Annotated in this window: 9 protein-coding genes; all 9 read right to left on the bottom strand. The window is 33.9% G+C overall.

Features of this window, described 5'->3' with window-relative positions; genetic code table 11:
* Positions 1 to 325 precede the first annotated feature (325 nt).
* Positions 326 to 1,921, bottom strand: a complete 1,596-nt coding sequence (locus tag RM553_RS02175; RefSeq protein WP_311533333.1) for a hypothetical protein — start codon at positions 1,919 to 1,921, stop codon at positions 326 to 328.
* A 1,186-nt stretch (positions 1,922 to 3,107) separates the two neighbouring features.
* Positions 3,108 to 4,475 (bottom strand): ATP-binding protein, encoded by a 1,368-nt coding sequence (locus tag RM553_RS02170; protein ID WP_311533332.1) that lies wholly within the window; start codon positions 4,473 to 4,475, stop codon positions 3,108 to 3,110.
* An 88-nt stretch (positions 4,476 to 4,563) separates the two neighbouring features.
* Positions 4,564 to 4,827, bottom strand: a complete 264-nt coding sequence (locus RM553_RS02165; protein WP_311533331.1) for a hypothetical protein — start codon at positions 4,825 to 4,827, stop codon at positions 4,564 to 4,566.
* Positions 4,811 to 5,056: an AVAST type 1 anti-phage system protein Avs1c gene (avs1c, locus tag RM553_RS02160; protein ID WP_261450732.1), complete on the bottom strand. Its 246-nt coding sequence runs from the start codon at positions 5,054 to 5,056 to the stop codon at positions 4,811 to 4,813. The genes RM553_RS02165 and avs1c (RM553_RS02160) overlap by 17 nt, the downstream gene beginning before the upstream one ends.
* Positions 5,046 to 5,288 carry an AVAST type 1 anti-phage system protein Avs1c gene (gene avs1c / locus RM553_RS02155; RefSeq protein ID WP_261450734.1) on the bottom strand — a complete coding sequence of 81 codons (243 nt, stop codon included), beginning with the start codon at positions 5,286 to 5,288 and terminating at the stop codon, positions 5,046 to 5,048. Before avs1c (RM553_RS02155) ends, avs1c (RM553_RS02160) begins: the two co-directional genes overlap by 11 nt.
* 1 nt (position 5,289) lies before the next feature.
* The gene (locus tag RM553_RS02150; protein WP_311533330.1) at positions 5,290 to 11,133 is read right to left on the bottom strand and encodes a S1 family peptidase; all 5,844 of its coding nucleotides are present in this window, start codon (positions 11,131 to 11,133) and stop codon (positions 5,290 to 5,292) included.
* Positions 11,130 to 12,326 carry an AVAST type 1 anti-phage system MBL fold metallo-hydrolase Avs1a gene (avs1a, locus tag RM553_RS02145; protein WP_311533329.1) on the bottom strand — a complete coding sequence of 399 codons (1,197 nt, stop codon included), beginning with the start codon at positions 12,324 to 12,326 and terminating at the stop codon, positions 11,130 to 11,132. Before avs1a ends, RM553_RS02150 begins: the two co-directional genes overlap by 4 nt.
* 50 nt (positions 12,327 to 12,376) lie before the next feature.
* Positions 12,377 to 13,087 carry a M48 family metallopeptidase gene (locus RM553_RS02140; RefSeq protein WP_311533328.1) on the bottom strand — a complete coding sequence of 237 codons (711 nt, stop codon included), beginning with the start codon at positions 13,085 to 13,087 and terminating at the stop codon, positions 12,377 to 12,379.
* Positions 13,080 to 16,319 carry a type I restriction endonuclease subunit R gene (locus RM553_RS02135; protein ID WP_311533327.1) on the bottom strand — a complete coding sequence of 1,080 codons (3,240 nt, stop codon included), beginning with the start codon at positions 16,317 to 16,319 and terminating at the stop codon, positions 13,080 to 13,082. Before RM553_RS02135 ends, RM553_RS02140 begins: the two co-directional genes overlap by 8 nt.
* Positions 16,320 to 16,331 lie beyond the last annotated feature (12 nt).

Genomic DNA, 16,331 nt, shown 5'->3' with positions numbered 1-16,331 from the left:
AATGCCATCCTTTGATCAGTACAGAATTGTTGTATTAGAAAATTAAACAGTTCTGATCTGGGTAAGTTTATACATTATTTACCGCAAGTACGGCAGTTAATAATATAAAAATTGGTATAAGTACAGAAAATTTGACTTTAACCGGCTAATTAAATTAACCTCTTGACATTCAAACAGTAGAACTCCTATAAGTCAATAATTTAACATTTATTTTAATTTCATTTTTGATAAATCGAACCATCTATTAGATGATTTAAAACTTTTGGCAGATATAATGGCTGCTTAAAAAAGCTTAAATCATTTATTTACAAAAGGTTAAGTGCAATTACTCTTCCTTGTCTCCTTCATTAAAGTTGATCGTATATCCTACCCCTATATATCCCTTAATCTGACTTTGCGTGACCAGATAGTCCGTGGGTTTAGATCTGTATTCATCCGTGGTATTATATCCATTTGACAATTTATCATAGAAAATATAAGCACCCCCAAAATCAATCGTGAACTTATTTTTGTCACCAAATGATACACCAGGACCAAAAAAGAATCTCGGTTTGGGTTTTTCCGTGATAGACAAACCGGCACCGATTCCCAGGTTTACGTAAAAGTCACCAAGAAAAGTCTCCGTCAAATACCAGCCATATTGAACCATTGCTTTTACACCTATTTCATCTTTGGATCGATCCTCTTCAACAAAAGAGTAAATAGTTTCCTCTGTGGGCTCCTCTTCCTGTCCTTCACTTTCCTCGGTTTCTCCTTCCGTTTCTTCAGTAGGGGTATCCGGTTCCAACTCAATGATATCTGTCATTATAGAATAGTTTTGATTTAGATTATCGATAAGGTATAAGCCTGTAGTCACAGCCCAGTAATTTTTAGTTTTATCGGGAATTCGAAAACTTGTTTCATAACTCGTTAACGTGGTTGCATCATCCCGAGGGGAAATTGTTAGATCGATTTTCTTACCATCTTCCAGGATCTGGATGGGTAGTGAAGCGAAGGAGAAATCTTTATGATTCACTATCATGGCCAGTCCTTTTTGTAATTCCTGGTATTTCTCCGTAGTGATCTCTTTCTTGATTGTTTTGATCACCATATCCAGATCGGTTTTGAATTCATCTACAATATTCCTCGTTTTTTTTAAGTCGTCATTATTATTAATTAGTTCTTTATTGTTAGTTTTGAATTCATCATAGACCAGAGTCGAATTTTCAATGCTGTTAATAGACTTTTGAATTGAATTATTTAAATTCCGATACTCGGTCAGTAAATCACGTACCTTTTGATTATTGAAGTCTTCAATCACCACATTTGGTCTAACATAATGTAAAGCGGTTTCGTAATTCAAAATATCCTGATAATACGACTCCAGTTTACTGATTTTATCTTCAAGTGCATCCGATTCATATCTATAAATCCATTGATGGTAACTTAAAATACTATCTGTATAAGAAATTTTATCTTTATCACTTATGCCTGGTTTATCTAAAGCAGTTCGAAGATTTTTATATCTGTTAGAATTAACCGCATACTCTTTGATCTCTACAATTGTATCGGATGTATTTCCCTTTTCAATCTGTAATGTATCCAGAAACTTGACATCGGGGACCGGAGATGATAAGGCACTTCGGATATTTGTCAGGATGCCATCTAAAATACCTGGTGTTACAAGACCTGTAATACTATTGGGTAATTCTGCAGGCTGCATAGTAATATCCTCATCTTCAATTGTTACCTTATAGAGGTACGTGTTTAAATTATCGATAACAATTTGAAAGTAATCCCCCTGATTTAATGATCGTGTCTGTTCAGAATCAATGGTGGGTATGTTTTCCTCACCATTCATATCGATGGTGATTGGTTTTACCTCTTGTGCAAAAAGGGAAAAGTTCAATAATAACATCCCTACGATAAAGTTGGTTTTCATAGTCATTGGTAAAGTTTGTTAAATAATAAAAATTTTTAGAGTGTAGGGAACCCCTAAAATTTGCAGTGCGTATTTTTAAATTTTTGTATCCTTGGTCGTATGAAAAGAGCATGGTTATCAAATCATCCGTCATCTTCTCCCGAATCTGTTTCGAGGCCTTTCCTATTTTATTTTCTAAAGTTTTGGGAGTAACATTAAATTTTTGAGCTATCTCTTTACGAGAATAAACGCATTGCTTACATAAAAATAAACATTTCCTTGCATAGTTGGAGGCAGGGTCTTAAAAATCTTTTTAACCCGTTGCGTTTCCATGCCTGCCCGGTAACAACATCCCATCGGGGAATAATCTATGCATTTCATTATAGGCGTGTCATCTTTTTCCTAGTGCCTACACAAGAAATATTTAAAGAACAAAGAGCCAATATACTCATTTTTCACTTTTAATAAGCCTGCCTAGTTTTACTAGTTACCTTAATATATCTTTAGTCAGTTTTTCGAAGCTGCAAGCCTGAATAACCCTAATAATGACTATCAAATTTGCCACCAACTCACAGGGATAGCTATCGTAGGTCTAGGATTATTTTTTTCTCATATCAATCTTATTTAGATTACTCTAAGATAAGATTCCCTAAAGGCAACCCGGCCCAGATATTATAAATGGAGACGACATTCCCAGAAACCCCAAGTCTTAGCAAGACTGGATTATAATCTAAAATAAATTTAATCGTTTGGATTGAAAGATAAAATACACCGCGGGAATAATGTGTGACACAATTTTAGCAAGAAAAATTGCCTTTGAGAAGATGCCCATGCGCAACCCTTTAGCCCCAATTGCTCCCTTCAAACAAAAGCGTTAAGCCGACAAATCCGTTTCCAGAATAGAATCAGTTTCTCTTTCCAAGTAATAAACACGCACAGCTAATAACCTCTTGGTATTCGAACCGTAAACCAATAAAAATCAGTAATTTAATATTTATTTTAATTTCCTTTTTTTATAAAATGAATCAAAAAACCCTTCAAAATCAATGACTTTGAAGGATTTTGTAATTATAGTGAACGCTATGGTACAGAACTCGAACCAATTAATAGAAGATTTAAAGCTTTTAGCTGATATACTGGCTGCTTAAAAAAATTCAAATCACTTATTTACAAATGGTTTAAGAAGTAGTTTTGTTCAATTGCTTCTTTATTGCCCCTTTAGAGGTAATTTTGCCCCTTTATTGCCCCTTTGGAGAATATAGTAGGTTCCCTTTCCGGTGGAACCTATTTTGGTTATAAAATTCCTATCAACAAGCATTTGTAAATCATAAGACACCATCCTTTTGGAGATTTCAAAAAGTTCTTGGTATTGTTTATTATTAATCCGACCATTATCTTTTATAAATAACAAAGCTTTAATATGTCGAGATTCAAGATTGTATGTTTTCAGAATTTCTTCTGTATAAATATCTTTTAGAAAAATAACACTTACTCCACCTTGATCTTCCTCAATAATCGGCTCAGGCAATCCAGCTTCTTTACAGGCATCGATAATTTTATTAATACCTCGTCCCCAGGATTCGATATAGCCAGCTTTAAAAAAAACATTGGCTATATTTCGATTTCGGGGATAGGATGAATGTTCCTTTTTTAGTTTATCTATTGTCAATTCCTCGGGTAAAGTTCCCGGATTCCATAAATGTAATCGATCATCATAAACACGAAGAAAGGTATATGTACTGGAATAATCCTTATGAATAATAGCATTCAATATTGCTTCTCTTAATGCCGTTTCTGGATATTCCAACGGTTCCATACGCTCCAAGCCTTTATAGGAAATAGGTCTAACCAAATATTTGGTTTTAAGGATTTCGATTACTTTATCAGCCATCTCAAAAATATTAGTTTCAACGATGTCTTGAAACAAAAGATTATGGCTGGATTTTCCAAATCGTCCAATCTTGAAACTTGCTGTTACCGATACCTTGATTAGATTTTTCCCAAATAATAAAACGGCGGCATTTGTTAGCTGCCCTTGTTCTGTAAGAAGTCCGAGGTTTTTGAATAGGGTTTGCTTACCAATGTTTAGTGTATTTGGAGGAATACGATCTTTCTCAATTGCCTTAATAATAAATGCTTGAATGCTATTACCATTAAGGTCGGAAAATGTTATTCCTTCAACAGCCATATCCTCCCATTTCTTTCCCATTTTATTGAGCAACAGGTTTTGTAAAGCAATTCCTTTAAGTTCTTGTTTGGTGCTTCCGCTTCGGTAGTGATAAACTCCATGATAAGCAATGGCTACATTACTAATCGGAACAATAATTTCAAGGTAATTTTTTCCTTCAGCCGCATGGAGATTCACATCAACCACAAGTCCTAAATGGTTAACAGACTTGTTTGGAATGTCTTCCATTAGCTTTTTATAATTATCTACGCCGATAATATTTCCATTATCATCAATACCAATGTAAATATGTCCTCCTTTTGCATTGGCAAAACCACAAATCCATTTCAGGTATTCATCCCTCCATGCCTGCTTATATTCTATATTTTGAGTTTCTCCTCTTTCCATTTTCACTCTGCATTTCTCAAATACAAAGCTACCTATTAAGGGTTTTAGGATCCTACTCAAAATATGGTGGGGTCTCGATTTATAGCTACTAATAATTATTTCTACTCATCCATTTTTTCATATTCGCCTGTAGGCGAGCTTGTTCATTCACTGTTAAAAAATTAATCCTACCGTTTGGATGGTTTCTTATACCTTTTATGTGTGGATATGTTGCCCATAAGAAATTTCGTATAATATCCTTCTCATCACTTGCTAGGATTCTATTTGTTTCTTCTACTAATAAAAAAAGATTATGTTCAAATTCTCTCCTAGTTTTCGGCGGAGGCATTCCATATTTACTCCTCTCCCTCATCTTCTGGTTTTAATTGTTTGTGTTGCATCATATTGGCAATGCTATTTGCCATTAATCTAGCCATTTCATCTATTGTATGAAGGTTAACTCTTTTATTAGGTGCATATCTAGCATTGATAATACCTTTGATAGTTCTGGTATTAGACCTAGATATATGTACCTGACCTCTTTCTAACTTTTCCAAAAACATATACATATTATATTCAAATTCTTTTCTACTATCTGGCATTTTTTCTGTTTTTAAATTCTGGCCTATCAAAATTAGCTAAAGAGTTTGCTAACAACCGAGTAGATTCATCAATAGTTAAAAAACTAATTCTTTTATTGGGTAATTGTTTCGCACTTAACAATCCCCTTAATATTCTTCGACTAGGTGGCAATTGAAATGTTTTTCTTTCAATACTTTCAGCTAAAATATCAATGTGCCGTTCGAACTCTTTTCTATTATTTGGAGTAATCATTTTATATTTCTTTTTGTTCAAAGACATCAATATATTTGAACTCATATCCATAATATACCTGTAATATCAATTTATATTTAGCCTTTAGAATATTAATAGAATTCTCAGGAATTGTATAAAAATATCCTGTTTTCAAAGCTACACCTTGCATATGATTATCCCAATTTCTTCCCCTTCTCCAGTACACTGATTTAATATCGCTTGCTATATCTTTAATCAATGTCTTAATATTAGGGTTGATTATTGCAGGCACTAGCTCACTTCCTGTGACATTTCCGGCATATTCGCTTTTGATAAAAAAAGGAATCACAATTTTATCGTCTTCGTAATTAGTGGCATAAGGATTCCTATTTGCCGAGAAAGTTAACCAAGGATAAGAATGCCTATCATTTTTATATTTATCTAGTGGGATTAAATAAGATGTAAGCTCAATTTTTTCATTAGAACTACGGCGAGATTCGGCATATTTAGTACTAAAATAATTCAATACTATTTCACCCTCAAAGAACAGTTTTTCAAATTCCATTTTGCCCTCACTAAACAAATTTTTAATCGTTGTTTCAAATTGTTGTTCTCTATTAGTATTAAGTTGAGTATGTAAATTATTTTCAGGAAAGGTAGGCTGATAGAACCGCATTATATCAGCTACTTTTTGTTTACCTTCAAGTGTTACACAAGAACTAATTGCAATATTAAGAGAGTACCTCAATATTGTATCAAAATCCGAAACAAGAGTAATGTCATTGTGGTCATTAAAACTTCTGTCAATATACCCACTTGCTTTTTGACATTCTTTAATCGATAGTGGAGTCATTTTCTTGATTTGCCCCAAAAGTGTTTGAGCAAATTCTTTAGTCAAAAAATTAAGCTCATTAAGTTCATACAAATAATCACTTATTGACTCTAAATACTCTTCTTCGAATATAATATCTCCATTGCCTTTAGTAGAAGCTATAAATGTTTGCTCAAATTTTGCAATCAAACTATCTAAGCTGTTAACACCATGTGATTTTAGTTCTCTTAGAGAATCCAACAGAGTATTTTTTATCATAAAATGCTGAAGTTCCATTAATTTCTGTTCATTCTGCTCAAGAATGTTTTTTAATACTTCTGGAAATCCTATTGGGTTTAGATTGGAAATCTGATGAATAATAGAAGCTGAAAGTTCTTTTGAGATTTTGTATCCCTGACAAGTTATTTCGTTTATCAGTGCATAAGTTACTGTTTCAGGCATGGCAGTGCCTAGCCAGGTTAATATCTCTATCGTCCTGTTCTTAACAACAAGAGACGGATGGTTTAAAAACCAAATTAGCAATTCTAACAGCAATTGATCATTTTGATTAGTAATATTATCGATAACATTATTACTTATCCAACCATATTTGCTGTAGAATAATTTTGGCGTTCTTACCATTAAATCAATATGCTCAAGGACGGATGATAAAATTAATTGCTTCTCCTGTTCGTCATTTATATTTCGAAGTAGACTAATAATCTGATTGGCTATAACCCATTCTTCAAAATAGGGTTCATTTATAATCAGGTTTCTTATATTTTTAATAAACTCAAAGGAGTTATTATAACTTTCAGAAAGAAGATTCCTAATTTCATTTATTTTGCTCGAGTAATTGAATGACCATATTCCATAATTTTGATTTTGCACTTCCTGCAAAGCTTCTACGATTATTTTTCGTGCTTCACTTTTGTTTTCAGTAGTAAGTTTTTTTTGCGCATCTTCTTTAGCCTTGACTAATTTGTCTAAAGGATCTTCTCTTTCATTAATTTGTGAAGAGGTCGTATCTGTTTTATCTGCACTTTCCTGTACGGAATTTGTTGGTTTCAGACCAACAGATTCTAAATAACCCTTAACTCTTTCGAAATTTGATTGACTTAATTCACTGAATAGTTCACGAAGATATTCATACCGATACTCATCAGATACTTCAGTAACTACAAACCGGGACATACGTTTAAAAATTATATCCAGTTTCTCCGTTTCATTATTTTCGATATAATTCAAGATACTTGCTTGTACTTTAGCATAGCCTCTAATATACCTGTCATCACCTAATATAAATAATTCACTAAGCCCCCAAGCAATCAATGATCCTTTACAATCGATATTCCGAAGCATATCTAATATACCACTTTGTTCCTCAATTCCTCTTGCTCCTAGTACATAACTATGTCCTAAATAAGGCATATCTACTTTACACAATTCTGCATTATCAATAACTGTTCTATAGTCAGGAAGTAATAAGTATTTAAAATAGGAGATTGATTTATCCAAGAAACCAATTTTAGCTAAATCTCCTACAAATTCTTCTTGTTGTTGTTTTACGTAACGTTGAAATGTCATTTCTCCTGAAGCATTATGCAAATGAGCGGCAAACTTTTGCAAATAGGATTGGTCGCCGTTTTCAGGGATAATATTTGAAACTGCTGTATTAATAATTCCTAATTGCGCCTCCTTATACCACGATGGACCCATGGAGGTATCAATCATTTCTTCAAAAATATCAGCCGCTTTATCTTTGTTTTTCAGTAATGCATATAGCTCTATCAATCTTAACAGATATTCATTTCGTTCCCAGCGATTTTCTATTGTAGTTATAATATGCTCTTCCAACACTCTGGTTACTTTAAAAGCGGACAATTCATATTCAGGATCTTTGGCGAGCTCCCGTGCTATGACAAATAGGCTATCTGTATATCCTTCTGTATATAATCCGAGTTGATAGTTTTTTTTCTGTACAATCACCTCAGTAAACACAATCACCTGATTAGGAAAAAAATTCTTAAGTAAGTGAATAAGACGCTTATATATATTGGGATAAATAGATTCAGGCAGAGCATAACCACGCTTCCAGTTCATTCTATCCCTAAGATCAGGAATCAGCTTTTCAAATAAATCTCTAAAATTTGATTCAAGCGACTTGATTTCCTCAACTTTACCCTCCATTTGGTAACGCTTTATTTTACCATCAAGAAAACATATATATAGAAAGATCATCTTAATATTACCCTCCCAGTTACCAAAAAAAAATCCATATTTAGGTAACTCTGGGAACTTATTGGAAGTATCAAAAAATCCTAGGCATTCTGCGTAAAGGGTAAATCGATGTATAGATTGGTGATTCAAATCAACTCCATTCTCTTTTCTAAAATCAAGTTTCTCTTCATTGGGATATACTTCTTGGTAGAGGGCTTCAATAATATCTACTCTTCTCGACCTCCCCAAAAGAATATGCAATAGCATGAAGTGATAATCGGAATTTGTGCCATATTTATCAATCACATATTCTAAGTCTTCAATCCAAACTGGAATATTGTCAACTTTTTTTCTTTTTGGACTCTTTTCCTGAAAATCCAAAGCATGATAAATTGTTAAAGCAATGTAACCGCTCGAACGATCATCAAAATTGAAAGACTTCAATTCTTCTTCAATTTTTTTTGATATTGGCGGAATATTAAATCGCCAAATAAAATATCCACCATTGAAAGAGCCTATATCATCTTTGAACTTGTTAACAACTTCTTTGGGATTGCCGCTTGCTTCAATCATCTTAATTGCTGTCCTTTTCAAATGATCGAACTCATGAAAGGCTTCCTTAAAATCTGAATTAGCAGATAATGTAACAGCACTAAACTTTAATTGAATAAATCGATTAAACGAATCAGCATCAAATCCGTTTTCTGTTATATTATTACATGTTTGATTGATCGCATTCAATAAGGCCTCAGCTTCTTCATTTGCATCATACTCATAAAATTTTTGTAACAAATAGAGTGCATCGCCATCTCCTGTTATTAAAGTTTTGTTACGAACGACATATCTAATAGCTTCTTCCGGCTTATTTAAAGAAAGTAGAGCATTAACAAGAAAAACGGCATTTTCTTGAAAAAGCGTATTGTATCTAAAATTTACACGTTGTGAAAGAAGCAGCAAAGAAATGACTTTGTGAGCTATACCCAATTCTGCTGCTATGCCGATAATGTTCTTTATATCTGCCAAGACTATATCGGGATTAATACTATTCAGAGCACAGTCATCTACCCAAGTTTGATTGCATTCTTCAATTGCAGTTCTTTTGTTCTGCTCATTTCCATGTGCTAAATGATAAACCCGCTCTGAAATTCCAAAGTTTGTTTGTCGATGCTTTAGTACATATTCAGCAATATTTGCATGAACCTGATTTTTTATATCTGTTGTTTTTTCATTTATAAAATCTGAAAACGATGTGTGATAAATACTTATTACGGTTTTATCCCTCAATAAGTGTTGTATTTCCTTGAAACTTGATATAAAATGATCTTTGGTAGATGAAGGTAATAATTCTTGTAATACATTTTTTTCAACTGGAACTCTCAATCTCGCCAAGGTAGCTGCCAACCAAATTTCGTTAGTTTGGTTATCTAATTGTCGCCATATCTTATTATAATAGTTTTCAATTTCTCCGCCGATAGCCGGTATGGAATCAATCCAATTATCTAATGCATCAAGGTCGGCAGTTTCTAAAACGTATTTAATAAGATACCGCATGTATAGCGGATGCCCTTCTGATTTTTGAGCTAATTCGGTTATTTGAGTGGACTTTAGTTGCTTGTCTTTTAATTGCTCAGACAAAAATTTCTCAGCATTCTGTATTGATAAAGGAGTAACTTTAATCTCATTCGAAGTTTTAATCATTCCTCGAATTGAAGAGGGTAATACTTCCCGAGAAGTACAGGAGAAGATGACTTTAAAGTTCGATGGTAAATTTGGTGGTAGAACAAATAGATAATCTTCTATTTTAGATTTACTAACATCGTCTAAACCGTCCACTATCAAAAATGCAATCTTTCCTTGTTGTTGGTAATGATTTGACAGTTGTTGAATAACCTGATTAATTGTTAAAACTCTGTCATTTAAAGTTGTTTCTGATTGGGGTTTTGGAGGAGGGCTGTTATACAATGCACGATAACAGACTTCTTCAATCCATTTTATAAAAAACTCAGGGGTTGCCCTGATTTGTGTTGGGTATTCTTCACTTTCAGGAACTTTAACAAAGAAACGATCAACGATTACATGATTATTATTTACTAATTCTAATTGAGCCGCAATTGTGGTTTTGCCTGAACCAGGACTACCATTTACCAAAAAATAGCTGGAAGCAATTTGATCCGTAATAACTTCATTTATTTTGACTAGCACTTCATCATTAGGTGTACTATTTAAGATATCCTCTTCTATTGAATCTGGTGTAGAGTATTCTTTATCACCTGCGATAACTATTTCGTGTTTTGCTAAAACCTCAGCTATATTTCGTAAACTTGTTGCCCCAAGGGTACCAACATTATCATACCCAATAACACCTACAGCATAACCATCAATTATTAAAGCTGAACCAGATAGACCAGCAAAGTCTTCAAGATCTGCATATTGATCACAGGTTAAATCTACATCCCATTTCGTACCCTTGCTAATCCGGGATACAGTACCTGAATATCTTCCTCCAGAAATTACTCTTTGCACTGGGAAGCCATAAGTCTCCCAGTTTTCATTATAAGGTATTTGTATGTTCTTTAGGGGAAGTGCAGTTATGTTGTCTATAGTTATATTTTTGACTACAAGAATAGCAACATCATGTTCTGGTATCCTTTCTAAAACCTCTGCCTCAATCTCTCCATCATCTCCAGTGTATAATGTAATAGACTCTCCTTCTGGAATATTATGCTCAGATGTAAATAAAAAATGTTTTTTATTATCAACAAAGATGAAAAAAGCTGTACCAGATTTATTGCCACTCTTTATTCTTACACTTGCTCTCTCTATTTCTGTCGGGTGTAGTATTCTTGAAATCATAGTGATAAGTTATATGGGGCTTGATTTAAATAATGAATTGAGTAATTATATTTTTTTTTCCAATCAGCCCTATCAAAGTATTTTGAGTTATCAGTTATGTAATTGAAATATATTTCTCTGTGGAAATTTGTCTGCCGATTTATAATATGTGCTATTGTTTCTTTATCAGGATGATTATGGCGTCCTCCATTAGTAGAAATGAGGTATTTTGGGGAATCTACTAATTCCAATAAATCCTTGCTAATATTATTGAAACTACCGTGATGTGAAACTTTAATTAAATCGAATTTAATTATACCATCTTTATTATATTCCTTTAGCGATTGGACTATCAAATCAGGATGTGCATCAGCAAGAAAAAGTAAATTCTTCTCTTGAATTTTTAATATGAAAGCAATGGAACTACCATTAGTAACAGTATTATCTTCTTTAAAAGGCTTTTCAAGTAAATCTTGGAATGTTTCTTTTTCAGCTGAAATTTCTACAGATCGCTTTATGGCGTTGTCCTTTTCCCAAGACATAAGCATTTCAAAAGCATCATCATACAATTCTGAGTTGCCATCATCATAACTTACCCCATATCTATATAGCTCATCCCTCCAAAAACTTTTCAATTGTTCCAATTTCCTTTTATTAGGGGATAGAAGCAATAATTTTACGCTTTCACTAATGCTAATTTCTCTTTTAAAGTCGGTACATATTGCATTCCCCTCAAAATCGCTATTCCACGAATATTTCCCTTGTAAAATTAATGCCCCTACAGTAGTGCCTTGTTCAGCACTTATTTCATGTTCACCTTTTACATCATTTTTTTTCAATGTATATCCTCTCCGAATTATTTGATTGAGTATTCTTTTGTGGCTTTTATCAATACCTATTTGTCTTTTTTCAGAAAGATGGCGATACGAATTATGCCATATTTCCTTAATTTCAATAAATTTCAATAAGTTATTGTCCTTTAAAAGTCTTATAGCCCCTTGAATATGATCCGCATCTATGTGCGTTAAAATCAATTTTTCAAGAATTCCACCTTCCTCTCCGATTCTAATTAAATCATTTTTTAAATAAGCTTTTACAGTATCAGCATACCCACAATCAATTAACAAATGTTTTTGTATTTGTTCATTCTCACTAAAGCTTATTAAAAAGCAATCTCCATTTTTGGCTGGGTATACCTTAATAAATACATTCATTTTAAATTCATAAAAGTTTTCTCTGCAATTCAAAAAACATTAATTACAAATCATATCAAAGACGTTTCAAGTCTTTCTTTCCATTTTTTCCAGTCTGGCATTATTGCTTCTTGTAAAGCATAAAATGCTCGAGTATGATTGTGGTGAACCAAATGGCATAATTCATGAATAATAACATATTCAATACTTCCTTTAGGAGCCTTTATCAATTCAGGGTTTAAAATTACTTTGCCTCGAGAGGTACAACTTCCCCAGCGAGTGGGCATTAGCCTAATTTGGAGCTCAGGTTCATCAATCTCAAATCGTTTAAAAAGTGGAATTGTTTTTTTCAATGTCTCCGCAAACTGAACGAAAGCTTTTTCTCTATACCACTCAGACAATAGATTTTTAGCGGATGTATTATCCTTTTTCAACACTAATAATCTTCCTCTAAATAACTTTACTTCATTAGTTTCCGACTTCTCTATTCTAAGTTTATATTGCCTACCTAAATAAAGATGAGTTTCTCCATTAACATATTTTCTTGGTGGTGTTAATGGATGATAGGATAAAAATTCAAGCTGCTGTTTAATGATCCAAGGTGCTTTTTCCCGAAGTTTAGCTTCCAGTTTCTCCTCTGTGGTATTATACGGAGCAATCACCTTTACTTTACAATCAGGATACACCCGAATGCCAAGAGTTTTACGATCCTTATAAGAAAGTTCAAATGCGATTTTTCTCGAACCGAATTCTATAGATTGTATGTTAAGCGTTTCAGACATATTTCAATTTCGCTACTTTAATTCCTTCTTCAACCAATTCATCTATTAGGTCAAAGGGCAACTCTATACCTTGCTGCGTCTTTAAATCGAATAAATAATCATCAATATCAATTTTTATCCTTCCTTCAATATCTGATTTATTTACCCAATCAATTATTGGCTTCCCGTTTTCAAATACAATAGACTTAATAACTTCATCAATACCTTCAGCCATCAATGCAGCAATGTTTTGTGAGCCTTCCGAACGCTTTAAGTTTCCTTTAAAAATCTCATTCACTAAATTATAAATGGCAATACCGGTATCATTTCCAGTAAGGTTCTCCGGCACATTGTCCTGTCTACCATTATGAAATTGATCTTCGTATTCTCTCGCTTTATTTAAATAGTCAGCTTCTGAAATACGATGCTGGTGATAGTCTTCAATAGTATCTCTAATAAGTCTTGAAAGTTTTTTATAGTAAACTGGGTCTTCATTTATTTTCACATTGATAGCTTTTATAGTCCTGCTAGCAATATGATCGGCTTTGGCTGCCTTACTGGTTATCTTCTCAACTTCACGATCCCTTTCTTCTTTATCAAAAATATTGACCATTTCAGTAATACGAAGAATTTCACCTTCTGTGGTAATATGCTTGTCAATGAGTTTCTGAACTTGTGGCTCGTATTCCTTATATTCCAGATCGTCAAAGTATCTCCGTTTGACTGCAATTCTTAATCCAAGGAAAAATTTAGCATCCTGTTTGTACTTATTTATTTGCTGCTCCGGAGTTTTACTGATAAACTCAAAACTCGATAAGGCTAGCTTTAACAAGCGAGAAAAAGCCGATACTTTTTCATAAAAAATGTGTCGAATAGCATCATCCTCCAATAGTTCTTCGTAAGCAGGTTCGTCATACTTATTTTTCACTTCCTTGAAAATATCCCATACTTCTGAGTGAGCCTGAGGTAATCTCTTTATTTCTTCACTAATATTGGTTAATGTTCCTTCCAAATCCGCTGCATCATAGTTATCTGCTCCAGAGTAGGTCTCTAATGCCATATCCAGATTTTCCAAATTACCATAATAATCAATAATCAACCCATGCTCTTTGCCTGGAGCTAAACGATTCACTCTAGCAATAGCTTGAAGTAAAGTATGCTCTTTAAGTTGTCGGGTGAGATATAAAACATAGTTATTAGGAGCATCAAATCCAGTAAGTAATTTATCTACTACTATGATGATTTCTGGTTGATCTTGCTTCTTAAATGAACTTATTAGTGACTTTTCATAATTCTCAGGACTACCATATTTATCCATCATGGCCTTCCAAAACTTTAATATTAAGTCGTCACTTTCTTCAAAGGCATCTTCGTAATTCTCTCGAACATCAGGAGGGGAAATGAGGACTTCACAGGTTATTTTGCCTATTTGCCTGATAAACTCACGGTATCGTATAGCCGTCGTCTTATTTGGAGCTACTAACTGACCTTTAGCTTTTAAACTTCCAAAAAGTATGTCTTGAACGTTTTGCTCGTAGTGATCTGAAATATCCCAAGCCCGAGCGTAGATAATCTCTTCTGCTTTATTAAGCTGATTGGTGGAACTAAACTTTCTCTTGAGAGCAGCTTTACCATAAGGTGTTAGAGGTTCGGATATTCGATCAAAATAATTATCCAAAGGCTTTTCATTCACTTCAATTAAGTTATGGCGACCTTCATAAAGTAGGGGGACTACTGCTCCATCTTCAACTGCATCGGTAATAGAGTAAACATCTATCAAACCTCCAAAGCGATTTGCAGTACTTTTCTCTTTCTTCATTAAAGGGGTTCCTGTAAAGGCTATAAAACAACCTTTAGGAAATACCTTTTGCATTTTGATATTGAATGTACCATATTGACTTCTATGCCCTTCATCTACCAAAACAAAAATGTCGGGTGAATCAAATCCGTCTTTGGCCTGATTAACAGCCGCTTCAAATTTATGAATCAAAGTAGTGATAACTGTATCACCTGTGCCGGAAAGAAGCTCTACCAAGTGCTTGCCTGTTTGAGCATTCTCTACTGGTATTTGACATTTTTTAAACGTCTCTGTGATTTGATCGTCCAAATCAATACGGTCAGTAACTAAGATGATTTTAGGATTCTTGATTTGAGGATGCGTAGCAATCAGTTGAGCCAACATGACCATAGTAAGGGATTTGCCACTTCCCTGAGTGTGCCAGATTACACCGCCTTTTCTTAATCCTTCGCTATCTGTTTTTACGATCTTATCCAAGGTATTGTGAACGGCAAAGTATTGCTGATACCTAGTGACTTTCTTGATGCCATCATCATAAAGAGTGAAGTTGAAGAATAGGTCTAAAAGTCTCTCTGGCTTACAAATGCTAAATAGTAGCTTGTCTTGTTCTGTTACCGCCTGTTCTTCCTTTTGGAGGTTCTGGAAGAAAGTCCAGACGTTTTTATACCGTTCTTGAAAAACCGTTGTTCTTTCGTTGGTAGGTAGTGGCTGATTTTTTAAAGCTTGGAGCTTATCGAGCCAGGCAGTTTCTTCCGCTTTTGTTTTAAAGAGTTCTTTCCAAAAACTCCAAAACTCTTTCTGAGTGGCAGTTGTGGCGTATTTGGCTTCATGCGTGGCCAGTCCCATGGACAAGTTGGAGTATTGATATAATGCACGTATTCCATCTTCCTGCTGATTCCTAAGATGTTGCTCAATCGATTTGTCGATTGGGTCTTTGATCTTTGGACTCTTACACTCAATAACCACGACTGGAATACCATTGATAAACAATACAATATCAGGACGGTAATGTTCACTGCTGCCACTTCTGAGAACACTAAACTCTTCTGATACGTGATAAGTGTTGTTTTCAGGATGTTTCCAATCTATATAATGAAATGAGAAACTTTTTTTGTCCCCTAAAATAGATTGCTCAAAGCTTCTGCCTAATGTGATTAATTCATAAAATGCTTTATTGGCAGCAATAAAACCGTCCTGAATAGGTAGGTCACGTATAGCAAGAATTGCGTTATTTATATTTACGTCTGAAAAAGGGAACTCCTTTTCTTTGTATTCTATAGTGTTTATGAATTGAAGTTGGTTCTTCAAAATAGTTTCCAATAGAACATTGGAGGTTCTGCCTCCACGAGCTTCTAAAGCCTGCTCTGGAGAAATGTATTTCCAGCCCATATTCATCAGTAATTTCAATGCTGGAAGTTGTGATATATGGTCTTCTTTGAAAGATGGTACTGCCATTATATTAATCTT

This window comes from Autumnicola tepida, from assembly GCF_031846485.1.
GTDB lineage: Bacteria > Bacteroidota > Bacteroidia > Flavobacteriales > Flavobacteriaceae > Autumnicola > Autumnicola tepida.
This window is presented reverse-complemented; position numbering and strand designations above follow the sequence as displayed.